This is a genomic window from Nonomuraea sp. KM88, assembly GCF_052245635.1.
Classification (GTDB): domain Bacteria; phylum Actinomycetota; class Actinomycetes; order Streptosporangiales; family Streptosporangiaceae; genus Nonomuraea.
Map to the genome: position 1 here is coordinate 955616 of NZ_JBQQCC010000001.1, position 22590 is coordinate 978205.

The 22590-nt window shown below is 72.9% G+C and carries 20 protein-coding genes; 12 read left to right on the plus strand and 8 right to left on the minus strand.

The features are described from left to right. Positions 1-132 precede the first annotated feature (132 nt). Genes ACTWPV_RS04420 through ACTWPV_RS04460 form a run of 9 tightly spaced genes read left to right on the plus strand, consistent with a single transcriptional unit; the run spans position 133 to position 10388 of the window. Positions 133-1107, plus strand: coding sequence for a substrate-binding domain-containing protein (locus ACTWPV_RS04420; RefSeq protein WP_347642222.1), 975 nt, complete (start codon positions 133-135; stop codon positions 1105-1107). Positions 1108-1136: 29 nt separating this feature from the next. Then, the gene (locus ACTWPV_RS04425) at positions 1137-2183 is read left to right on the plus strand and encodes a galactitol-1-phosphate 5-dehydrogenase (protein ID WP_347642223.1); all 1047 of its coding nucleotides are present in this window, start codon (positions 1137-1139) and stop codon (positions 2181-2183) included. 2 nt (positions 2184-2185) lie between these two features. Further along, complete coding sequence (locus ACTWPV_RS04430; RefSeq protein WP_443150679.1) at positions 2186-3700, plus strand: FGGY-family carbohydrate kinase; 1515 nt, start codon at positions 2186-2188, stop codon at positions 3698-3700. Beyond that, the gene (locus ACTWPV_RS04435) at positions 3697-4662 is read left to right on the plus strand and encodes a sugar-binding transcriptional regulator (protein ID WP_443150680.1); all 966 of its coding nucleotides are present in this window, start codon (positions 3697-3699) and stop codon (positions 4660-4662) included. Before ACTWPV_RS04430 ends, ACTWPV_RS04435 begins: the two co-directional genes overlap by 4 nt. Further along, complete coding sequence (locus ACTWPV_RS04440; RefSeq protein WP_443150681.1) at positions 4659-6149, plus strand: sugar ABC transporter ATP-binding protein; 1491 nt, start codon at positions 4659-4661, stop codon at positions 6147-6149. Before ACTWPV_RS04435 ends, ACTWPV_RS04440 begins: the two co-directional genes overlap by 4 nt. Beyond that, positions 6146-7153, plus strand: coding sequence for an ABC transporter permease (locus ACTWPV_RS04445; protein ID WP_347642227.1), 1008 nt, complete (start codon positions 6146-6148; stop codon positions 7151-7153). Before ACTWPV_RS04440 ends, ACTWPV_RS04445 begins: the two co-directional genes overlap by 4 nt. After that, complete coding sequence (deoC, locus tag ACTWPV_RS04450; protein WP_443150682.1) at positions 7146-8069, plus strand: deoxyribose-phosphate aldolase; 924 nt, start codon at positions 7146-7148, stop codon at positions 8067-8069. The genes ACTWPV_RS04445 and deoC overlap by 8 nt, the downstream gene beginning before the upstream one ends. Before the next feature lie 14 nt (positions 8070-8083). After that, on the plus strand, positions 8084-9511 hold the full coding sequence (locus ACTWPV_RS04455; RefSeq protein ID WP_443150892.1) for an aldehyde dehydrogenase family protein: 1428 nt from the start codon (positions 8084-8086) through the stop codon (positions 9509-9511). Further along, complete coding sequence (locus ACTWPV_RS04460) at positions 9504-10388, plus strand: aldehyde dehydrogenase family protein (RefSeq protein ID WP_443150683.1); 885 nt, start codon at positions 9504-9506, stop codon at positions 10386-10388. Before ACTWPV_RS04455 ends, ACTWPV_RS04460 begins: the two co-directional genes overlap by 8 nt. A gap of 46 nt (positions 10389-10434) precedes the next feature. Here the strand turns inward: ACTWPV_RS04460 and ACTWPV_RS04465 are convergent, their stop codons facing one another. The 3 genes from ACTWPV_RS04465 to ACTWPV_RS04475 all read right to left on the minus strand — a co-directional run bounded on the left by ACTWPV_RS04465 (position 10435) and on the right by ACTWPV_RS04475 (position 13574). Further along, positions 10435-11406 (minus strand): NAD(P)-dependent alcohol dehydrogenase, encoded by a 972-nt coding sequence (locus ACTWPV_RS04465; RefSeq protein WP_443150684.1) that lies wholly within the window; start codon positions 11404-11406, stop codon positions 10435-10437. Between the two features lie 89 nt (positions 11407-11495). Continuing rightward, a complete protein-coding gene (locus ACTWPV_RS04470) occupies positions 11496-12365 on the minus strand; it encodes an aldo/keto reductase (RefSeq protein ID WP_347642231.1) in 870 nt (289 codons plus the stop codon). Between the two features lie 93 nt (positions 12366-12458). Further along, positions 12459-13574 carry an acyltransferase family protein gene (locus ACTWPV_RS04475; RefSeq protein WP_443150685.1) on the minus strand — a complete coding sequence of 372 codons (1116 nt, stop codon included), beginning with the start codon at positions 13572-13574 and terminating at the stop codon, positions 12459-12461. Positions 13575-13826: 252 nt separating this feature from the next. Here ACTWPV_RS04475 and ACTWPV_RS04480 point away from each other — a divergent pair, with 252 nt between their 5' ends. Then, positions 13827-15620 (plus strand): bifunctional copper resistance protein CopD/cytochrome c oxidase assembly protein, encoded by a 1794-nt coding sequence (locus ACTWPV_RS04480; RefSeq protein ID WP_443150686.1) that lies wholly within the window; start codon positions 13827-13829, stop codon positions 15618-15620. Between the two features lie 3 nt (positions 15621-15623). Here ACTWPV_RS04480 and ACTWPV_RS04485 read toward each other — a convergent pair whose 3' ends face one another. The 3 genes from ACTWPV_RS04485 to ACTWPV_RS04495 form a co-directional block, all read right to left on the minus strand. Continuing rightward, positions 15624-16157, minus strand: a complete 534-nt coding sequence (locus ACTWPV_RS04485) for a GrpB family protein (RefSeq protein ID WP_347642234.1) — start codon at positions 16155-16157, stop codon at positions 15624-15626. Positions 16158-16244: 87 nt separating this feature from the next. Continuing rightward, positions 16245-17153 (minus strand): aldo/keto reductase, encoded by a 909-nt coding sequence (locus tag ACTWPV_RS04490; protein ID WP_347620477.1) that lies wholly within the window; start codon positions 17151-17153, stop codon positions 16245-16247. A 70-nt stretch (positions 17154-17223) separates the two neighbouring features. Further along, the gene (locus ACTWPV_RS04495; protein ID WP_347642235.1) at positions 17224-18048 is read right to left on the minus strand and encodes an isocitrate lyase/PEP mutase family protein; all 825 of its coding nucleotides are present in this window, start codon (positions 18046-18048) and stop codon (positions 17224-17226) included. 105 nt (positions 18049-18153) lie between these two features. Here ACTWPV_RS04495 and ACTWPV_RS04500 point away from each other — a divergent pair, with 105 nt between their 5' ends. Further along, entirely contained in the window at positions 18154-19068 is a 915-nt protein-coding gene (locus tag ACTWPV_RS04500; RefSeq protein ID WP_347642236.1) for a LysR family transcriptional regulator, read from the plus strand. Between the two features lie 22 nt (positions 19069-19090). On the opposite strand, the gene ACTWPV_RS04505 is transcribed toward ACTWPV_RS04500, so the two are convergent. Further along, on the minus strand, positions 19091-19540 hold the full coding sequence (locus ACTWPV_RS04505) for a hypothetical protein (RefSeq protein WP_347642237.1): 450 nt from the start codon (positions 19538-19540) through the stop codon (positions 19091-19093). 67 nt (positions 19541-19607) lie between these two features. Continuing rightward, on the minus strand, positions 19608-21740 hold the full coding sequence (locus ACTWPV_RS04510; RefSeq protein ID WP_443150687.1) for a SpoIIE family protein phosphatase: 2133 nt from the start codon (positions 21738-21740) through the stop codon (positions 19608-19610). Between the two features lie 314 nt (positions 21741-22054). On the opposite strand from ACTWPV_RS04510, the gene ACTWPV_RS04515 reads away from it, so the two are divergent. Further along, on the plus strand, positions 22055-22585 hold the full coding sequence (locus ACTWPV_RS04515; protein ID WP_443150688.1) for a hypothetical protein: 531 nt from the start codon (positions 22055-22057) through the stop codon (positions 22583-22585). Positions 22586-22590: the final 5 nt, after the last annotated feature.

A 22590-nucleotide genomic window follows, 5' to 3' on the forward strand; every position in this document is an offset into this window, starting at 1 on the left:
TGCTGTGGCGGGTAGCGCGTGCTCATATGAGCAAATTTCGGCTCATGTGTTGCTGCCAGGTGAACGGGCGACTTAGCGTGCGTTACCACGTCACATACGGAGGTCCCTATGCGTGGATTCCGGCTGTTCAAAATGCCTGTCCTCCTTCTTTCCGCCATCGCCCTGGCCGCGTGCTCGGTGTCGACCACCCCCGGCGGGTCCACCGCCGACGCCGGCCAGGAGGCCGGCGACGGCCCGCTCGTCATCGGCTTCAGCCAGGCGACCCAGCAGTCCCCGTTCTACGTGCAGCTGCGCGAAGGAGCCGAAGCCGCCGCCGAGAAGGCCGGCGCCACGCTCTACTTCGCGGACGCGGGCGGGGACGTCACCAAGCAGAACAACGACGTCCAGGACCTCATCACCCGGCAGGTCGACGTCCTGCTCATCAACCCGGTCGACCCGCAGGGCGTGCAGCCCGGCCTCGCCGCCGCCAAGGCCGCCGGAGTGTCGGTGGTTACCGTGGACCGGCCGGTCGCCGAGGGCGCGGTCGCCCACGTCGGGCGCGACAACAAGGCGATGGGCGAGCTCGTCGGCAAGCGCCTCAGCGAGCAGCTCGGCGCCAAGGGCGGCACCGTCATCGAGATCAAGGGAGACGCGGGCGGCGCCGTGGCACGCGACCGCAGCGCCGGATTCCACGAGGCCGTCAAGGCCAACCCGAAGATCAAGATCGTGGAGGGGCCGTACGCGGACTACGTCCGGGCCAAGGCCGTCACGGCCATGCAGGACCTGCTCCAAGTCAACCCCGGCGTGGCCGCCGTCTACGCGCACAACGACGACATGGCGCTCGGCGCGCTGAAGGTGCTCAACGAGAGCGGCAAGAGCAAGGTCCTCGTCGCCGGCGTGGACGGGCTCATGGAGGCGGTCAAGGAGATCGCCGGCGGCGGGCAGTACGTCGCCACGGCGCTCAACGACCCCATCTCGCTCGGCTCGAAGGCCGTGGAGACGGTGCTCAAGGTCGGCAAGGGCGAGAAGGTCGAGCCCTCCATCGACGCGGGTACCGAGCTGATCGACCCGGACAACGCGGCCCAGTACACCGGGTCCGGAGAGTTCGCCCAGGCGCGCGAGCAGTGACGACCGGCGAATACCAGGAAGGCGGAGATATGACCATGCAGGCCGCAGTGCTCCACGCGCCCGGGGACATCCGGGTGGAGCAGGTGCCCGTACCCGAGCCCGGCCCCGGCGAGGCGCTCGTCCGCGTCGCCGCCTGCGGGGTGTGCGGATCGGACATCCCGCGCATGTTGTCCGCGGGGGCGTACCACTTCCCGATCATCTGCGGCCACGAGTTCTCGGGTCACGTGGTCCGGATGGGCGAACGCCTGGCCGCCACGGGGCGCGTGCGCGAGGGCGACCTGGTCACCGTGCCCCCGCTCATCCCGTGCCACGCCTGCGCGCCGTGCAGCCAGGGGCACTTCAGCCTGTGCCAGAACTACGGCTACTTCGGCAGCCGCAGGGACGGCGCGTACGCCCAGTACGTCACCGTCCCCGACGAGAACCTCATGGTGTTGCCCGCCGACCTCGACCCGAGGGCGGCGGCCATGCTGGACCCGGCGGCGATCGCCCTGCACGCCCTGTGGCGGACGAAGATGCGCGGCGGCCACCGGGTCGCGGTCGTCGGCGCCGGCCCCATCGGGCTGTTCGCCGTGCAGTGGGCGCGCATCGCCGGCGCCGCCGAGGTGCTCGTGATCGAGCTGAACGAGCAGAAGGCCGCCATGGCGACGGAGGCGGGCGCCACGCACACCGCCACCAGCTCCGAGGCCGCCGCCGACCTGGTCGGCGAGGGGTACGACGTGGTCGTCGAGTCCGCGGGCGTGCCGGCCACCGTCGACCAGGCGGTGGCGCTGACGGCCCGGCACGGCGAGGCGGTGTTCATCGGCATCCCGCACGAGCCCGTGGTGCTGCCCAAGGCCACGTTCAGCTCCTTCCTGCGCCGCGAGGTCACGCTGCACGGCGCGTGGAACTCCTTCTCGGCGCCGTTTCCCGGCGAGGAGTGGCGGGAGGCGGCCAGGTTGCTCGCCTCCGGCGAGCTGGCCTGGAAGTTCATGATCACGCATGAGCTGGGGCTGGAGGCGCTGCCTGAGACCATGGCCGGACTCGGGGAACGTTCCATCTTCAGCTCCAAGGTGCTTTTCCTGCCGAACGAGGAGTGACGATGAGCGCTTTCCTCGCCCTCGACCTCGGCACGGAGGGCGCTCGCGCGGCGGTCTACACCGTGGAGGGCACGCAGGCCGGGACGGGTGACGACGCCTACCCGACCAGCTTCCCCCGGCCCGGCTGGGCCGAGCAGGACCCGGAGCACTGGTGGCGGGCGAGCGTCCGCGCCGCCCGCGCGGCGCTCGCCGAGGCGGGGAACCCGGAGATCGCGGGGGTCGCGGTGGCCACCACGGCCTCCACGGTGGCCGTCCTCGACCGGAACGGACGCCCCTTGCGGCCCGCCCTGCTCTGGATGGACGGCCGGGCCGGCGAGGAGTCGGCGCTGACGGCGCGCAGCGGCCACCCGGTGCTCCGCTACTCGGGCGGCTCGGACGCGGTGGAATGGCTGGTGCCCAAGGCCATGTGGCTGGCCCGCCACGAGCCCGAGACCTACTGCCGGGCCGCGCGCATCACCGAGGCGGTCGACTACATGGTGTGGCGGCTCACCGGGCGGTGGGCGGGATCGCGGATGAACGCGGTCTGCAAGAGCAACTACGACCCGCGCGGCGCCGGATTCCCGCACGACCTGTACGAGCAGCTCGGCGTCGGCGACCTGGCCGGCAAACTGCCGGACGAGATCGTCCCCGTCGGCGACCCGATCGGGCCCGTCGGCGCCGAGGCCCGCGAGGAGCTGGGGATCACCGGCCCGGCCGTCGTCGCGTCCGGCGGGATCGACGCGCACCTGTCGCTGCTGGCCGTCGGCGGCGCGCCCGAGGGCCGGGTGTCGGTCGTCTGCGGCACGTCCAACGCGTTCGTCACGGAGATCGCCGAACCGGTCTTCCCGCCCACCGTGTGGGGGCCGTACCCGGACGCGCTGCGCACCGGGCGCTGGCTCGTCGAGGGCGGCCAGGTGAGCGCGGGCTCGGTGCTGGTCTGGGCGGGGGAGCGGCTCATGGGACGGCCGCGAGCCGAGATCGGCGGGCTCATCGAGGCCGCGTCGGCGCTGCCGCCGGTCGATCACGGCCTGATCGTCCTCGACTACTTCATGGGCAACCGCACGCCCCTGCGCGATCCGCTGCTGCGCGGGGCGGTGCTCGGGCTGACCCTGGCCAGCTCGCCCGAGCAGGTCTACCGGGCCGCCGTGGAGGGCGTCGCGTACGGCACCAGGCAGGTCATCGACTCGTTCACCGAGGGCGGGATCGGCGTGGAGGAGATCTTCCTGTCCGGCGGAATCCGGCACAACGAGCTGTGGCTCCAGACGACCGCCGACGTGCTCGGCCGGCCGGTCAGCCTGGTCGCGGGCGACAACCTGACGTTGCGCGCCTGCTCGGTGATCGCCTCGGTCGGCGCCGGGCGGCACGCCTCGCTCGCCGAGGCGGCGGCCGAGTACGCGCCGCGCACCCGCACCATCGAGCCGATCCCCGAGCACCGGGACGCCTACCGGCAGGGCTATGCCGACTACCGGGCGGCCACCGAGGCCACCACGCCGCTCGCGCACCGCATGAACGCGCCGGAACGGAGGCAGGACCCATGACCGTCCCTGCCGACTACGACGACCAGCTCTACGAGGTCGCCGTCCGCTACTACGAAGGCGGGGAGACCCAGGAACAGATCGCCCACGCCCTGCACCTGACCCGCTGGAAGGTGGGCAGGATGCTGGCCGAGGCGCGCCAGGCCGGGATCGTCCGGATCGAGGTGCTGCACCCGAGGTCCCGGGTGCGTGCCCTGGAACAGTCGCTCAAGGAGCGCTGCGGGCTGCGGGACGCGGTCGTGGTGGCCGGCGGCGGCAACAGCGGCGCGGAGGACCTGCGCGACCGGGTCGCCGCGGCCGGCGCCGACCATCTCATGGCGATGCGGCCCACACCCCGGCTGATCGGCGTGTCGTGGGGGCGCACGCTCGACCGGCTGGCCGGCGGGCTCAAACCCGGATGGGCCACCGGCGTCAACGTCGTGCAGATCAACGGCGCGCTCAGCCGGTCGCGGCAGCCGACCAGCGCGCACAGCATGGCGAGCCTGATCGCCCATCACGGCGGCGGCGCCGCCACGCTGCTGCCCGCCCCGGCGATCCTGGAGCAGCAGAGCACCCGGGCCGTGCTGGAGAGCGACCGGGCCGTCTCCGACGTGCTCGCCCTCGCCACCCGGGCCGACCTGTTCCTGTTCAGCCCCGGCGGCATGGGCAGCGACTCCGTGCTGGTCGACTCCGGCCAGATCGACGCCGGCCACCTGTCCAGGCTCGCGGAGGCCGGCGCGGTGGGCGACGCGCTGGGCCGCTTCATCGACCGCGACGGCCGCATCGTGGACCCCGGCCTGGACGGGCGCACCCTCGGCCTGTCACTGGACGTCCTGCGCGCGTCCACCGCCTCCGTCGCGCTCGTCAGCGGCGAGGCCAAGCACGCGGTGTGCCGGGCCGTCGTGGCGAGCCGCCTCTGCGACGTGCTGATCACCGACGACCAGAGTGCGACGTACCTGCTGGACACGTGGAAGGAGGGCGCATGACGGACGAGCGGCTGCGGATGTCGGGGATCGTCAAACGGTTCCCCGGCACGGTCGCCCTGGACGGCGTGGAGCTGACCGTACGGGCCGGCGAGGTGCACTGCCTGCTGGGCGAGAACGGCGCGGGCAAGAGCACGCTGATGAAGATCCTGTCCGGTTCCTACCGTCCGGACGAGGGGACGATCCTGCTGGACGGCGAGCCGTTCAGCCCTTCGACCCCGCACGCCGGGCTGGCCGCCGGCGTCGCCGTCATCTACCAGGAGCTCGACCTGCTGCCCGACCTCACCGTGGCGCAGAACCTGCTGCTGGGCCGCTCGCCCCGGCTCGGCCCGTTCGTCCGCAGGGCGCGGCGGGCGAGGCTGGCCCGCCAGGCGCTCGACCGGGTCGGCGCGCGCTTCCCCGTGACCACCCGCGTCAGGGACCTGCCCATCGCGGCCCAGCAGCTCACCGCCATCGCCAAGGCGCTGACCGCCGACGCGCGGGTGATCGTCATGGACGAGCCGTCCGCCACGCTCGGCGAGAGCGAGCTGGCGGCGGTGTTCGGCGTCATCCGGTCGCTCACGGAGGAAGGACGCTCGGTCATCTTCATCTCGCACCGGCTCGACGAGGTCAAGGAGATCGGCGACCGCGCCACCGTGCTGCGCGACGGCCGGACAGCGGGCGTCTACGACCTGGCCTCGACCACGCAGGACGAGATCGTGGCCGCGATGATCGGCGAGGCCAAGGAGCTCGTGCGCCCCGCCGGTCATCCCGCCCCCGAGGGCGAGCCGCTGCTGGTCGTGGACCGGGTCCACGTGCCGGGGCTGCTCGACGTGCGCGACATCGAGGTGCGCCCCGGCGAGGTCGTCGGGCTGGCCGGACTGGGCGGCGCGGGCCGTACCACGCTGCTGCGGGCGCTCTTCGGCGACCTGAAGGCGCACGTCACCGCCCGGCTGGACGGCCGGCCGCTCAGGGCGGGCAACCCGGCCGCCGCGGTGCGCGCCGGCCTCGCGCTGGTGCCCGAGAGCCGCAAGGAACAGGGCCTGATGCTGGGCCTCTCGGTGGGCCGCAACGCGGCGATCGCGGCCCTCGGCCGGCCACCGTGGCTGCTGCCCGGGCGGCTCGGGCGGCGCCTGGCCGCACCCGCGCTGGCCGGGCTCGGCGTCAAGACCGCGGGGCAGGGCCAGGTCGTCGGCCAGCTGTCCGGAGGCAACCAGCAGAAGGTCGTGCTGGCCAAGTGGATCACCAGGGGCGGGATCAGGGTCCTGCTGCTGGACGAGCCCACCCGCGGGCTCGACGTCGGGGCCAAGGCCGACCTCTACCGCCAGGTACGCGACCTCGCCGGCCAGGGCGTGGCGGTCCTGCTCGCCAGTAGCGAGCTCAACGAGCTGACCGCCAACGCCGACCGCATCCAGGTCCTGTACGAGGGCCGCAACATCGCCTGTTTCGACCCGAGGGTCAGCCCGGAGAGCGCCATAGCGCACGCCGTCATCACAGGAGCGACACCATGACCACCTCGATCGGATCCTCGGTGGCCGCGTCCGCCGAGCAGGCCGGCGGCGCCCGGTCGCGGCGCGGCGCCGACCTGATCGTCAAGTCCAACCTGCTGCTGGTCTTCCTCGCGTTGTGCGTGGTCGCGACGCTGCTGGCCCCGCAGTTCCTCACCGGCCGCAACATCGCCAACCTGCTGCAGCAGTCGTCGCTCACCGGGATCGTCGCCATCGGCATGACCATGGTGGTGCTGACCGCGGGCATTGACCTGTCGGTCGGCAGCGTGGCCGCCTTCGGCGGGATGACGGTCGCAATCCTCATGACCTCGGGCGTGCCCGTGCTCCCGGCGATCCTGCTCAGCGTGCTGGCCGGCGCCGTGTTCGGCGCGATCATGGGCGGGCTGTCGGCGTACCTGGCGTTGCCGGCCTTCATGACCACGCTGGCCGGGCTCACCGCGATCCGCGGGCTCACGTACCTGCTGACCGACGGCAAGCCCGCGGAGGCGGCGGGGGCGGAGTCGTTCCAGCTGCTCGGCGGCGGGTTCGTCGGCTACGTCCCGATCGTCGGGATCATCTTCGTGGCGATCACGATCCTCGCCGCCGTGGTGCTGCGCGGCACCACCTTCGGCGAGTACGTCTACGCCGTCGGCAGCAACAAGGAGGCCGCGCGGCTGTCGGGGCTGCCGGTGCGCGGCGTGATCACCACCGTGTTCGCGGTGTCCGGCGCGCTGGCCGCGCTCGCGGGCGTGCTGCTCACCTCGCGGCTGACCGTCGGCCAGCCCACCGCGTTCAACGGGCTGGAGCTGGACGCCATCGCGGCCGTCGTCCTCGGCGGCACCAACCTGTTCGGCGGCAGGGGCGGGGTGTTCGGCACCTTCGTGGCGGTGCTGCTGCTGTCGGTGCTGCGCAACCTGTGCAACCTGCTCGGCCTGGGCTCCTTCTTCCAGATGGTGGTGACCGGCCTGATCCTGCTGGTCGCCCTCGTACTCAACATGCTGATCGAAAGGCGTGGCGCCCGTGCCTGACACCCTTCCATCCGGCTCGTTGCGGGCCTACCTGCACGGGCTGCCCGGCGTCGACGAGGTGGGCGTGCGCCGCCGCGCCGCCGACCTGGCCACCCGGTCGATCAAGACCACGGCCAAGCGCCAGGCGATCGACCTGGCCATCCGCATGGTCGACCTGACCACGCTCGAAGGGGCCGACACCCCCGGCAAGGTCCGCGCCCTGGCGGCCAAGGCCATGCGGCCCGACCCGGCCGACCACACCGCGCCCCCGGTCGCCGCGGTCTGCGTCTATCCCGACATGATCCCGGTGGCCGCACCCGTCCTGGCGGGCAGCGGCGTGGGGCTCGCCTCGGTCGCCACCGGCTTCCCCGCCGGGCGCACGTCGCTGGAGGTGAAGCTGGCCGACACGCGTACGGCGGTCGCCGCCGGAGCCACCGAGATCGACATGGTCATCGACAGGGGCGCGTTCCTCGCCGGCGACTACCGCAAGGTCTTCGACGAGATCGTGGCGGTCAAGGAGTGCTGCGGCCCAGCGCACCTGAAGGTCATCCTGGAGACCGGCGAGCTCGTCACCTACGACAACGTACGGCGGGCGTCCTGGCTCGCGCTGCACGCCGGGGCCGACTTCATCAAGACCTCCACCGGCAAGGTCGCGCCCGCCGCCACCCTGCCGGTCACCCTGGTCATGCTGGAGGCGGTCAGGGACTACCGGGCCGCCGCGGGACGGCAGGCCGGGGTGAAGCCGGCCGGCGGCATCCGCACCACCAAGGACGCGATCCGCTACCTGGTTCTGGTCAAGGAGGTGGCCGGGGAGAGCTGGCTGGACCCGGCGCGGTTCCGGCTCGGCGCCTCGACGCTGCTGAACGACCTGCTCATGCAGCGCGCCAAGCTCGACACCGGGCACTACGCAGGGCCCGACTACTACACGATCGACTGAGGGGACCCGTGGAGATCTTCGACTACGCGCCCGCGCCGGAATCACGGTCGATCGTGACGATCCGCCCGGCGTACGACCTGTTCATCGACGGCGAGTTCACCGAGGCCAAGAGCGACGAGCGGATCGTGACGGTCAACCCGGCCGACGAGGAGCCGCTCGCCGAGGTGGCCGCGGCGTCCGACGCCGACGTGGACCGCGCCTTCGCCGCCGCCCGCCGGGCCCACGAACGGGTGTGGTCGCCGCTGCCCGGCGCGGAGCGCGGCAAATACCTGTTCAGGATCGCGCGCATCATCCAGGAACGCGCCCGCGAGCTGGCCGTGCTCGAATCGCTCGACAACGGCAAGCCCGTCAAGGAGACCCGCGACGTGGACCTTCCCCTGGTCGCGGCGCACTTCTTCTACCACGCGGGCTGGGCGGACAAGCTCGCGCACGCCGGGCTCGGCCCCTCACCGCGCCCGCTCGGCGTGGCCGCGCAGGTCATCCCCTGGAACTTCCCGCTGCTGATGCTCGCGTGGAAGGTCGCGCCCGCGCTGGCGACCGGCAACACGGTGGTGCTCAAGCCCGCCGAGACCACCCCGCTGACGGCCCTGGCGTTCGCGGAGATCTGCCAGGAGGCGGAGCTGCCGCCCGGCGTGGTCAACATCGTGACCGGCGCGGGCGGCACCGGCCGGGCCGTGGTCGCCCACCCGGACGCGGACAAGGTGGCCTTCACCGGCTCGACCGGCGTCGGCAAGGAGATCGCCCGCGCCGTGGCGGGCACCGGCAAGCGGCTCACCCTGGAGCTGGGCGGCAAGGGCGCCAACATCGTGTACGACGACGCGGCGATCGACCAGGCCGTGGAGGGCATCGTCTCCGGAATCTTCTTCAACCAGGGTCACGTGTGCTGCGCGGGCTCCCGCCTGCTGGTCCAGGAGTCGATCGCCGAGGAACTGCTGGCCAGGCTGCGGGCCAGGATCGAACGGCTGCGGCTCGGCGACCCGCTCGACAAGAACACCGACATCGGCGCGATCAACTCGGCCGCGCAGCTCGCCAGGATCCGCGACCTGGCCGCCGCCGGCGAGGCGGAGGGCGCGAGCGGCTGGTCGCCCGCGTGCCCGATCCCGGAGCGCGGCTACTGGTTCCCGCCCACCGTGTTCACCGGCGTCACGCAGGCGCACAGGATCGCCCGCGAGGAGATCTTCGGCCCGGTGCTGTCGGTGCTCACCTTCCGCACCCCCGAGGAGGCCGTCGCCAAGGCGAACAACACGCCGTACGGGCTGTCCGCCGGGGTGTGGACGGAGAAGGGCTCCCGCATGTTGTGGACCGCGAGCCGGCTGCGCGCCGGCGTCGTGTGGTCCAACACCTTCAACGTGTTCGATCCCGCCAGCCCGTTCGGCGGCTACAAGGAGTCCGGTTACGGCCGCGAGGGCGGCCGGCACGGGCTGGAGGCATACCTTGGCTGACAGGACCGCTTCCGCGCCGGCCCGCGTGGCCGTGCGCAGGACGTACAAGCTCTATCTCGGCGGGGCGTTCCCGCGTTCGGAATCAGGCAGGTCGTACCCGGTGACATCCTCCCGCGGAGTCCACCTCGCCAACGCCGCCCTGGCGTCGCGCAAGGACGTGCGCGACGCCGTCGTGGCGGCGCGCAAGGCCTTTCCCGGCTGGTCCGGCCGCACCGCCTACAACCGCGGCCAGATCCTCTACCGGATCGCCGAGATGATGGAGGGGCGGCGCGCCCAGTTCGCCGCCGAGGTGGCCGCCGCCCAGGGCGTGAGCGAGGCGCGGGCCCAGGGGGTGGTGTCCGCCGCGATCGACCGCTGGGTCTACTACGCCGGCTGGGCCGACAAGCTCGGCCAGGTCCTCGGGGCGGCCAACCCGGTGTCGGGCCCCTACTTCAACCACTCCCAGCCCGAGCCGGCCGGGGTCGCGGGCGTCCTCGCGCCCGACGGCTCCCCGCTGCTCGGCCTGGTCGCGGTGCTCGCGCCGGTGATCACCGCGGGCAACACGGCGGTGCTGGTGGCGAGCGAGCGGGCCCCGCTGCCCGCCGTCACGCTCGCCGAGGCGCTGGCCACCTCCGACCTGCCGGGCGGCGTCGTCAACGTCCTGACCGGCCGGCTCGGTGAGCTGGCGCCGCCGCTGGCCGGGCACGCCGACGTGAACGCCCTGGACCTGGCAGGGGCGGGCGGCCTGGCCGCCGAGCTGGAGGAGCTGGCGGCGGGCACGCTCAAGCGGGTCGTACGGCCGGGCCGCCACGACGACTGGTCCGCCGCCGACCCCGGCGTGGCCCGCATCCGGCCCTTCGTAGAGACGAAGACCGTCTGGCACCCGATGGGCCTCTGACGGGTACCCGGCCGGGTGGCCGTGACGGCCGGTCCGGAGGCGGCGGTCAGCTGGAATGGTCAATGGTGATCACGACGTTGCCGATTTTCCGGCCGGAGTCGACATAACGGTGCGCCTCGACGATGTCGGCCAGCGGATATCGCCGGTCGATGACCGGGGTGAAACGGCCGGACTCGATCAGGTCGCGGAAATACAGGGCCGTTTCCCGGTCGTTTCTCGGCAGGGGCATGAGCACTTTCCTGCCGCCGAGCGGCCGGGTGACGAGGGGGAGGAACACGTTCTGCCACAACGGGCCGACGTCGGAGGCGGCGTAGACGCCACGCGGTTTCAGCAGCCGGCGGCAGCGGCCGAACGTGCTCTTGCCGACCGCGTCGATGACGACGTCGTACCTCTCCGTGTCGCGGGTGAAGTCGACGGCGGTGCGGTCGATGACCCGGTCGGCGCCCAGACCGCGTACCAGCTCCATGGTCCGCGTGTCGCAGACCGCCGTCACGACGGCCCCGCGGGCCTTCAGCAACTGGACCGCGGCCGAGCCGATGGCGCCGGTCGCGCCGTAGACCAGGACGTCGTGGCCCTCCCTGACCTGCGCGGCCGTGATGATGGACAGCGCGTAGTGAGAACCCTCGGTGCTGGGAGCGGCCTCGTCGTAGCCCAGGCCGCCGGGGATGGTGGCGAGCGTGCCGTCCGCGGAGATGGTCATGTACTCGGCGTGGGCGCCGAACGTGGCGTCGTTGTAGCCGAACACCCGCTCGCCGACCTCGAAAGCGGTGACCTCGTCGCCGACGGCCGCTATCTCCCCGGCGAACTCGTTGCCGAGAACGCGCATCCTTGGCCGGAAGAAACCCGCGAAGAATCTCCAGAGGAACGGCTTGGCGGCGCGTAACGCGCAGTCGGTGCGATTGACCGTGGTCGCGTGCACCCTGACGAGCAGCTCGTCCGGCTTGACCTCGGGTTTTTCCACCTCGATCACGCTGACCACGTCGGGCGAGCCGTACCGTAATCGCACCGCGGCTTTCATGCCTGGATTGTAGCCGCCGCTCCGGCGCGGGCGCCCGCCGTGCTCGCGGCGGGCGCCCGCGCGTGCAACGGCGGCGCCCGCCGGGTGCCTCAGCCGAGGCGGGCCAGCTCCTCCGCGCTGAGCTCCAGATCCACGGCCGCGATCGAGTCGAGGATGCTCTCCGGGCGGCTGGCGCCGGGAATGGGGATGACCACAGGGCTGCGGGCGAGCTCCCAGGCCAGGCAGACCTGGTGCGGGGAGACGCCGCGGTCCTTGGCGATCTCGGAGAAGGCGGCGTACCGCTCGCTCAGCTCACCGGCGCGCCCGATGCCGCCCAGCGGAGACCAGGGCAGGAAGGCCAGGCCCAGCTCGGCGCAGACGTCGATCTCGGGCTCGCTGGAGCGGAACCGCGGCGAATACTCGTTCTGCACGCTGACCAGGCCGTCGCCCAGGATGTCGCGGGCGAGCCTGATCTGCTGCGGATCGGCGTTCGAGATGCCCGCCATCTGGATCTTGCCGGCGTCGAGCAGGTCCTTCAGCGCGCCCATGGTCTCCTCGTACGGGACCGCCGTGTCGGGCCGGTGGTGCTGGTAGAGGCCGATGCTGTCGACGCCGAGAGCTTTGAGCGAGCGGTCGCAGGCCTGCTTGAGGTGCGACGGGCGGCCGTCCCTGCCCCAGCCGCCGTCCGGCGTGCGGATGCACCCGCCCTTGGTGGCGACGAGCACGGTGCCGGCGTCGCCCGCCCACAGGCCCAGGGCCTTGGCGACCAGGCGTTCGTTGTGGCCGACGTCGTCGTGCGAAGGGGTGTACGCGTCCGCCGAGTCGATCAGGGTGACGCCGGCGTCCAGGGCAGCGAGGATGGTACGGATCGACTGGGTCTCGTCGGGCATGTGCCCGGCCACCGACATGGGCATGGCGCCGAGCCCGATGGCTGAGACCTGGCGCCGGCCGATGGCGCGTGTTGTGCGGGAATTGCGCATGAGTACACCTTGTCGGCTGGAGTGCGCTCCAGGTCAATCCCCCGCCGGGCGCGTCGGGAAGGTGCGGTGCCGGCGGGCACAGGTGTCCGGGCGTCACGGGCGGGCGGCGGTCAGGTGTCTGCCGAGGCGCTGGGCGGGGGCCTCGATGAGACGGTGGGTCAGGAGGCTGAGCGGGATCAGGACGAGGAAGTACAGCGCCAGGTCCGGGAGCACGTGCAGCAGGATCGGGTGCAGCAGGTAGAGGGAGAAGCTGATCACGCCGAGCTGCGGCAGCCAGCGGGGGAACGCCCGCCCGCGCAGCGCGAGCCCGAGCGCGAAGGTGCCGAAGGCCAGCACGAGCGCCGTCGCCCAGGCGGGATCGTCCTTGGCGGGGATCCCGCACGCCAGCACCGCCGCCGTGGCGAGGGCGGCGGCACGCCAGGAGATCGTGCCGCGCTCGGCCCGGTAGACCGCAGTGCCCGCGAACATCGACGCCAGGATGATCACGCCCTGCCAGGTGCCGCCCCGGCTGCCGAGGATCACGAGCGCGAGCCCGAGCAGGCCGCCGGCGACCGCGGCGACGGCCTGGGCCCGGCCCCGGCCGAAGGCGGTCGCCGCGATGGCGGCGACGGCCGAGAGGCCGAGCAGCGCTGCCGCCAGGTCGGCGGCGCCGTTGATCGAGGCTTTCGGCAGCAGCAGTCCCAGGGGGACGGCCAGCAGCGCGAGGCCGGCGGCGAGCCCGGCCGACCGCTGCGCCTGCCGGACCGTGAACAGCGCGACGCACATCAGGTAGAACGCCATCTCGTACGAGAGCGTCCACATCACGCCGATGACGGCGGGCAGGTTGAGCAGCTCCTGCAGCATCGTCAGGTTGCCCAGCAGGACCAGCGCCAGTGGCCGCCGGCCGAGTCCGGGTTCGAGGGCGAGCAGGCCGGCGCAGGCGAGCAGGAGCACCAGGCCGCACGCAGCCAGCAGCAGGGGGAGGAGGCGGAAGGCCCGGCCGGCCCAGAAGGCGCGCAGGTCCCCGCGCCGCTCCAGGGAGGCGGGGATGATGTACCCGCTGACCAGGAAGAACACGAACACGCCCCACGTGCCGAAATCGATCAGGCGGTCCACTTCGGCCCAGGCGGCGGGGATGTAGGTCCAGCCGGCGTGGTGCATGGTGACGGCCAGCGCTGCCGGCCCCCGCAGGGCGTCCAGCCAGGCCAGCCGGTGGGGGGCCGCGAACATCTGACGGATTCTAGGTCATAAGTGACTATTTGCCGCCTTTGGTGAGGATGGCGGTGAACCGCCCTGCCGGACGGTGCGTACCTCAAATGTGCGTTGCCGCCAGCATGGTCACGGGTCGTCCGCTGTGGGAGCATGTGGGCCACGCACCACGGTCGCCGGGACCGCTGGCGTCCTCGGCCGGGTGGTCCCGACGGACGTTGCGGGGTGGCTATGAGGGCTTCCGCGCGAGTCCATGCCGGTGTCGTGGTCGGCGTGGGCGTCGTGGTGCTGGTCGCCGTCCTGTGGTTCGGCGGCGGCGCGGGCACGCCGGAGATCGCCGGGCTGCCCTCCGCGGGGCCGCTGGACGAGTGGGGCCTGCCGCTGGTGCGGTTGGGGCACGATCTGTGCGCCGTGGGGTGCGTCGGCACCCTGCTGGCCGCGGGCGTCCTGGCCCCCGCGGGCTCGCCGGAGCCGGCGCGATGCGTGCGCGCGGCCGGCTGGTGGGCGCTCGGCTGGGCGTTCGCCTCCCTCGCCGGCTACGTGCTGACCCTGTCGACCTTCTTCGCCCTGCCTCCGGCGCGGGTCGTCGCCGCCGCGCACCTCCTCGGCTACGGCACGTCGCTCCCGCAGACCCGGGCGCTGCTGGTCGTGGTGGCCGCGACGTTCGTCGTGGCGCTGGCCACGCTCGTGCCGCGCCTGCCCCGGTGGATCCCGCTGGTGCCGGCCGTGGGCGCGCTGCTGCCGCCCGCGTACGTGGGCCACGCCTCCTCGGCGGCCGATCACGACATCGCGATCTCCGCGCTGATGGCGCACCTGGTGGGCGTGTCGGTGTGGGCGGGCGGACTGTGCGCGGTGCTGGTGCACTTCCGCCGGTCCGGCGATCTGCCCGTGGTGCTGTCCCGGTTCAGCACGATCGCGCTGTGCTGCTTCGTCGCGGTGGCCTGTTCCGGGCTGGCCGGCGGGTGGGTGCGGCTGGGGACGCCGTCCGACCTGTGGCAGAGCGCGTACGGCCTGCTCCTGCTCGGCAAGGTCGCCGTGCTGGCGGTCCTCGGATGGTTCGGCTGGAACCACCGCCGCCGCACCGTCACGGGCGTGGCGGACCGCGGGGTGCGGCGCACCTTCGTCCGGCTGGCGGTCGGCGAGGCGGCCGTGATGGCGGCGGCGATGGGGCTGGCCGTCGGCCTGTCCCGCACCCCGCCGCCCGCGGGCGGCGACGGCGGCCACGTGGCGCACGGCATGCTGGAGTTCACGCTCGCGCCGTTCACCCCGGGCGCGCTGGTCACCGAGGCGCGGCTGGATCCGCTGGTCCTGCTGCTGCTCGCCCTGCCCGCCGCCGGATATCTCGCGGGCATGCGCAGGACGGCCGCGTGGCCCGCGGGCCGGGCGATCGCCTGGCACGCCGGTCTGGCACTGGTCGCGCTGGTGCTGGTCGGCGGGGTCGGCGGCTACGCGCGGGCGATGGCGTCCGCGTACGCCCTGCAGCACGTCACGCTCACCGTCATCGCTCCGCTGCTGCTCTGCCTGGGCGCGCCCGTCACCCTGGCGGGCCGGGCCACGACCGCTTCCTCCCAGTACGGCCACCTCGGCTCGCGCGCCTTCGGCCGGCGGATCACCCGGCCGGCCCTCCTGCTGACCGCCTACCCGGTGCTGTTCCTGCTGCTGTACGGGACCGCGTGGCTGCCCTGGTCGTTGTCCGCCTACGGCTCCCACCTGGCCACCGAGGCGTTGTTCCTCGGCCTCGGGCTGGCCGTGTCGTGGGTGCTGGCGGGCGCCGACCCGCTGCCCCGGCCGTTCCCGTGGGCCGCGCGGGCCCGGCTGCTGGCGGTGGCCGCCGCGGTGCACCTCGCCCTCGGCGCGTACCTGCTGGCCGGGCCCCGCGTCGCGGCCGCCTGGTTCCTGCAGGTGGCCCCGGCCGGCGTGCCGGAGGCCGACCAGCGCCTCGCCGGGGCCGTCTACCTGATCGTGCCGCTGCTCGCCTTCGCGCCGCTGGCGGTGCGGCTGGCCCTGGAACGGCAGGCGGCGCGGGTGCGGGCCCGCACCCGGATCGCGGAGCCGCGCGGCGGCTGACGCTCACTCCTCCCACACCGGGACGCGGGGCAGGCCGCGCGCATCGCGGGCCTCGTCGACGAGCCGCTGGATCAGGTCGGTCTTGCCCCGGGTGTAGGCCGCGGCGTCCACGTCGCCGCCGGCCAGGTGGCGCTTGAGCGCGGCGTACTCGGCGGCCGCCCGCGGGTCGGCCCTGAGGTGGTCGCGCAGCAGCCGCTCGTTACGGGTGTCCCACGTGCCGGCCGTCACCACGTGCAGGTGATGGCTGCGCCGGCCAGAGGCGTCGGCACGGAAGTAGAACAGCCGCTCCCGCATGCCCGTCTCCTCGCTCCGGTAGCCGAGGCCCGTCAGCGCCCGCTCGCGGTCGGCCACCGCTTCCAGGGCGGGCACCGAGGCCATCAGGTCGATGATCGGCTTGGCCGCGAGGCCGGGCACGGACGTGCTCCCCACGTGCTCGATCTCCAGGAAGACGCCCGGCAGCGCCGCGACCAGCTCCTCGCACGCCTGCTCCGCCAGCGATGGCCACGCCGCGTCGTAGTCCACGATGTCAACCGTCATGCCTGCCCCAGCTCCTTGTTCGCGTGACTGGTGGGTCATGCCGGGAGATTCTCCGCCATCCGGCGGCGGGTGGCCAAACGGCGGCAGTCAGTCGATCGGGGAGGGAGGCGGGGAGCCGAGCGCCGCCAGGTCCGCCCAGAACCCGTCGGGGATCACCGTGCCGGCGAGGCTCTCCAGCTGGGCCAGCCGTTCGGCCGAGGTGACGCCGACGACCGTGGAGTGGATGCGTGGCTCGGCGAGGGAGAAGTGCAGGGCCGCCGCCGCGAGCGTGATGCCCCACCGCTCGCACAGCGCCTTGAGCCGCTCGACGTGCGCCGCGAACTCGGGGGAGACCCGCCGGTAACCGTAGCGTGTGGCGTGCCGTGGCGAGCCGCCCAGGATGCCGCCGCCGAACGGAGCGGCGTTGAAGACCGTCATGTCCCTTTCCGTGGCGAGCCGCAGGATCTCCTCCGCACGCCGGTCGACCAGGGTGTAGCGGTTGTGGGTGAGCACCGCGTCGAACGCGTCGGTGCGGATGTAGTCCTCCACCATGGTGCCGCCCCCGACGGCGATGCCGATCGCGCCGACGAGCCCCTGCTCGCGCAGCGCCACCAGGGCGGGCACGGCGCCGCCGCGGGCCATCGCCTCGCTGACCGTGATGGTCATCGGGTCGTGCAGGTGGTAGATCGGCAACGTCTCGACGCCGAGGCGGGAGATCGTCTCCTCCCAGGACCGCATGACCCGGTCACCGTCGAACACGCCGGTGCCGGTGTCGCGGTCGGCTTTGGAGAAGACCGTCACGCCGTCGGGCGCCTGCTTGAGCGCGGCGCCGATCAGCGCCTCCGAGCGCCCGCCTGCGTAGTTGTTGGAGGTGTCCAGCTGGCGGAAGCGGCCCGACACCATCTTCTCGGCCAGCGCCTCGTCGCCGGGGTTCGCGCCGAGCGCCGACGTGCCGACGGTCAGCGGCTGGAGGGGCCCGTCGAGGCCGGGCACCCGGCGGCCCTGCTGATCCGTCATGTCCCGCTCCTTGTCACGCGCCCGGCGATGGTCCTGCCGCCGATCATGCCATGGGCCGTCGAGGCGGCCTTCAGGGGGTGGAGTACGGCTGGAACGCGCGGTACATCTCGGACATCGGGGGCACGTCGGCCACGAACCCGAACCGGCCGTCGCGCATCTGCCTGGCGGCGTCGAGGAACGAGCCGAGCGCGAACCGGGAGAGCGCGCCCCCGATGCTCACCCTCCGCACCCCGATCTCGGCGAGCTGCTCCAGCGTGATCGCCGGGTCGGCGAAGCCCATCACCACGTTCACCGGCCTGCCGACGGAGGAGACGACCGCCCGCATCTCGTCCAGCGTGCGCAACCCCGGTGCGTAGAGGACGTCGGCGCCCGCCTCCTCGAAGGCCTGGAGGCGCCTGATGGCGTCGTCGAGGTCGCCGGCGTCGTACAGCAGGCCCTCCGCCCTGGCGGTCAGGACGAGCGGGACGGGCAGCCCGCGGGTGACCTCGACGGCCGCCCGCACGCGCTCGACGGCGAGCCCGAAGTCGTAGATCGGTGCCCTGCGGTCACCGGTGGCGTCCTCGATGGACGCGCCTGCCACCCCGCACGCGCACGCGTCCGCGATCATCTCGGCGGCTTCGGCGGGGTCGTCGGCGAAGCCGTTCTCCAGGTCGGCGTTGACGGGCAGCGGGGTCGCCTCGCTGAGGACGCGGCAGTTGTCGAGGACGTCCTGCCGGGTGGCACGGGCGCGGCCGGCCTGGTTGGCCACGCCGAGGCTGGTGGTGGCCAGGGCGTCGAAGCCCAGGGAGGCCAGCAGCCGGGCCGTGCCGGCGTCCCACGGGTTGGGGAGCAGGAGCGGCCCGGGGCCTTCGTGGAGGGCCCGGAACCGCGTCGCGCGGGCCGTCTGGTCGGTCATGGTGCTCTCCCGTCGTGAGCTGCGGTGACGGCTTCACTCTCGCCCCTCCTCGATGTATCAGTCAAATGCATGATAATGATGCGTCCTATCAGGAATACTGATGGAGTGACAGTCGAGGAGATCGAGGCGTTCGCCGCCATCGCCGAGCTGGGCGGGTTCACGGAGGCGTCCAGGAAGCTCAACCGGTCGCAGCCCGCCATCAGCCGCCGCATCCGCGAGCTGGAGCAGTCGCTGGGCGCCGCCCTGTTCGAGCGGACCGGCCGCCGGGTGGCGCTCACCGACGCGGGCCGGGCGCTCCTGCCGTACGCGGAGGCCGCCCTGGCCGCGATGCGCGACGGAGAGCGGGCCGTACGCGACGCGGTCGAGCGGCCCGGCGGCGCCCAGACCCTCAGCCTGGCGATCGTCGGCACCCTGGCCGACTCGCACATCGTCGACGCGCTGCGCACGTTCGAGTCGAGGTTCCCCGAGGCCTCGGTCGAGCTGCGCACCGCGACGAGCCGCGAGGTGAGCGCGCTCGTCCGCGGCGGCGAGGCGGCTCTCGGCCTGCGCTATTTCCCCGACGCCGACCCCAAGCTGGAGTCGATCCCGCTCGGCGTCGAGAAGCTCCTGGTCGTCGTGCCCGCCGCGCATCCGGTCACCGCCCGCCGCCTGCCGGACCTGCGGGCGTTCGAGGGCGAGCGGTGGCTGGGCTTCCCGCCCGAGCGGGGCCAGCCCGACTCCTTCGGCCACCTCCTCGACCACCGCTTGCCCGCGTCGGGGCTGGTGGGCGCGCCGATCACCAGGGTCGACAGCCTCACCGCGCAAAAGCGCCTGGTGCAGGCCGGTCTCGGCGTCGCCCTCATGCCCGTCAGCAGCGTCCGGGAGGAGCTGCGGATCGGCAGCCTGCGGGCGGTCGAGGTGGCGGACCTGGACGCCGCACTGCCCGTGGTCGTCATCCGCAGGCGGCGCGGCTACCAGAGCGGGCCGGCGGCGGCGTTCCTGCAGGTGTTGAAGGACCACGCGCCCCAGCTGCTGGACTGACCGCCCGCCTCCCGTCCCGCGGTCAGGAGCGCGGGCGGCGGGCTCTCATCGCGGTCGGGAGCGCACCGCGGGTTCTGACGCGGAGCGCGCGCCCGTCGCCCGGCTGCCGCTCCACCGACATGCCGGCCCGGACCAGCGCGCGCACGCAGGCGCCCAGCCCGTCCCCGGCAGGCGGGTACCGCTCGGCGAAGGTGACCAGGAAGACGCCGTCGTGCCCGCCCTCGACGGCGAACCCGTCGGCGCCGCCCGTCGCGGCGCACCCCGACCGGCGCAGGAGCGCGCGGATGCGTTCGGCGTCGCGGTCGCGTTCGCTCCACAGGGGCCGGCCACCGGTTCCCCGCCCGTACGTGGGCCCCTCGTCCGGCTTGGGAATGCCCGGGGACCGGCTGCCGGTCGTGTGCGGTGCGCCGTGAACGCCCGGCCGGCCGCGGTCCCCGCCGGCCGCGGGGCGCCCTCGCCAGATCTTCGCCATGGGTCACACCTCCTCGGTCCGCCTCAGGCGGCCCCGCCCCTGCCCCGTACGGCGGGGGCGAAACGGGTCAGCCCGCGGGCGCGCGGTGCTCCACCAGGAGGAGCGCGATGTCATCGACGCGCTGGCTGGTGTGCGGGGCGTGGTTGAGCAGCGTGTCGCTGAGCTCGTGGACGGGCTCGCCCGCGGCGCGGCCGAAGTGTTCCGCGAGCTCGCCGATGGCCTGGCCCAGGTCGACGCCGGGGGTTTCGACGAGGCCGTCGGTGTAGAGGGCGAGGACGGCGCCCGGCGGGAACGGCACCTGGACGGTGGGATATTCGGCGTCGGCCTGGACGCCGAGCAGGATGCCGGCGGGCACGTCGATGACCTCGGCGGGCTGGCCCGGCGGGCGCAGCAGGGGCGGCGGGTGCCCCGCGCTGGCGGCCCACAGCGTGCGCAGCCGCAGGTCGAAGTAGATGAGCAGGCAGCTGGTGAACAGGTCGGGGTCCAGGTCCATGAGCAGGCGGTTGGTGAGCTTGAGCACGTTGCCCGGGCTCGCTCCCCCGGCCGCGTAGGCGTGGATGGCGGTCCTGACCTGCCCCATGAGCGCGGCGGCCGTCACGTTGTGGCCCTGGACGTCTCCGATGATCGCCGCGGCCTTGGTGTCGCCCAGACGGATCAGGTCGTAGAAGTCGCCGCCGATCTCCACGCCGCGGGTGGCGGGCACGTAACGGGCGGCCACGTCCAGCCCGTCGATCCGGGGCAGCCTGCGGGGGAGGAGCGAGGTCTGGAGGGTGTGGGCGAGCCGGTCCTTGGCGTCGTAGAGCAGGGCCCGGTCCAGGGCCTGGGCGATGAGCCCGGCCATCGCGGTGAGGCTGGCCCGCGTCTCGTCGGTGAACGCGTAGGGCTCGTCGAACGAGACCAGGCACACGCCGGCGACGGTCTCGGAGGTGCGCAGCGGCAGGAACGCCCAGGCGGCCATCCCGTCGCGGACCTCGGCTCGCGGATATTTCCGGCGCAACTCGTCCGCGTCGGAGAGGAAGGCGGGCTCGCCGGTGCGCAGGACGTCCTGCGAAGGGCTGGCCGAGGTCAGCCGCCGGCGGTTGAAATGTTCGGGGACGCCGGGATCGTAGCCGTGCGAGCCGACGACCTTCAGCCTCCCGCCCTCGGCCACCATGATCGCCAGCGCCTGCGCGTCGAACACCGGCATGACGTGGTCGGCGACCATGTCGACGATCTCCTGCACGTCGAGGGTCCGGCTCAGCGCCGCCGCGAGGTGGAGCAGGTTGTAGAAGACGTCGGCGCGGGGCAGGCTGACGCTGCCGGCGCCGGGCGCGTCCCGCCGCCGCGCCGATCGGTCGGCCGCCGCCTCGGTGATGTACAGGCTGAGGCCGGACGGGTCCGGATGCAGGCTGATGTGCAGGGGCCGGCCGGCCGGACCCCGGACGAGGCAGGACGTGGCCTCCTGGCTGACGCCCGCCGCGCGGCAGCGGTCCTCGAACAGCGGGTCCTTCAGCCACGCCGCCGCCTCCCAGAGCGGCTCGCCCAGCTTGCCCGTCAGGTCTTCGCCGAGCAGGCCGGCCGCCCCCGCGCCGACGAAGGTGAGCCGGCCGTCCAGGTCAAGGCCCACGCAGCCGTCGCGGAGCCGGTCCAGATAGCCGGCCGAGGCCAGGGCATGGTGCACGTCCGGCACCCCGGCCCACGGGGGGGTGAGGACGCGCGGCTCGTCCCCGGAGCGCGTCGGTCTCCCGCCGCGGGTCGCCTGCTCCATGAGGTCGCCGAGCCTGCGGGTGGCGTAGTCGATGGTGTCCCGCTCGTGCGGGGCGAGGTCCGGCGGGTGCGACGGCGGCCACATCAGGACCAGGGAGCCCCACACGTCCCCGTTCGACTGGATCGGGGTGGCGACCGCGGCGAACGGGTACGGCAGCGCGATCGCCGTCGCCGGGTAACGGTGGGCGAGCTCCTGGTAACCCGGAACCCAGACGAGCCGGCGCTCGCGTACGGAGGCCGACACCGGGACGCCCGCGCTCACCCGCACCCGCGTCCATGGCTTGACGATCTGGGCGGGCAGCCCGGTCTCCGTCTCCATGAGCAGGACCTGGCCGTCGTCGGCCAGCAGGTAGACCGCCCCGATGTGCGCCCCTGTGTCGCGTACGGCCCGGGCCAGCACCTCGTCCACTTCGAAGGCATGGTGCGCGGCAGCGCTGACGACGCCGTCCTGCACGGCCTACCTCGCTCCGGCTCGTGACGACGACGGTGCTGCGCTCCCATGACCAGCCATAGGCCAACGTTAAGTGCCCCTACTTCAGATCAAGAACCCGCATTACCGGGTTCTGATGACAAGGTTGCGGAAACTTGGGTGTTCCGGACGACGGCTAACAAATGCGACAGACTTTCGGGTGACGTACGGGTGAACAGCCGAAGACTCCTGCGGTTCGGCGATGGCCGCCCTGTCCATCCTGGTATCTACTAGGTGGCCGATCAAGATTAGTTTCTTTACATTTGGCATGATCACATACCCCTAGGGAGATGTTCACCGTGAAGCGACTTCTCGAAGGAACCCCACTGCGCGCCGGTGTTGTCGCCGTCGCGCTGGCCGGCGGCATGCTGGCCGCGCCCTCCGCGGGATCGGCCGCGGCGACCGGCGGGCAGGCGGTCGTCTCGGTGTCGCAGGCGGCCGCCTCGACCGCCGCTGCGCGCCCGCGTAACGGAAAGATCATTTATGACCGCTACACCGGTGGCGGCGGACGGCTGAAGATCAGGAACGGCACCTCGAAGGACGGCGTCGTCACCCTGGTCAAGGGCAGGACCAAGGCGGTGAGCATCTACGTCCGCGCGCGGTCGTCCGCGAGCATCAACGACATCAGGAACGGCACCTACCGGATCTACTTCACCACCGGCTACCGCTTCAACACCAAGAAGCGCACGTTCACCAGGAACGCCTCCTACCAGCGGTTCGACCAGCGGCTGAGGTTCACCTCCACCAGCGGCTGGAGCCTGACGCTCAACCAGGTCAGGGGCGGCAACGCCAGGACGCGCTCGGTCAACCCGAAGGACTTCCCGACCTGATCGGC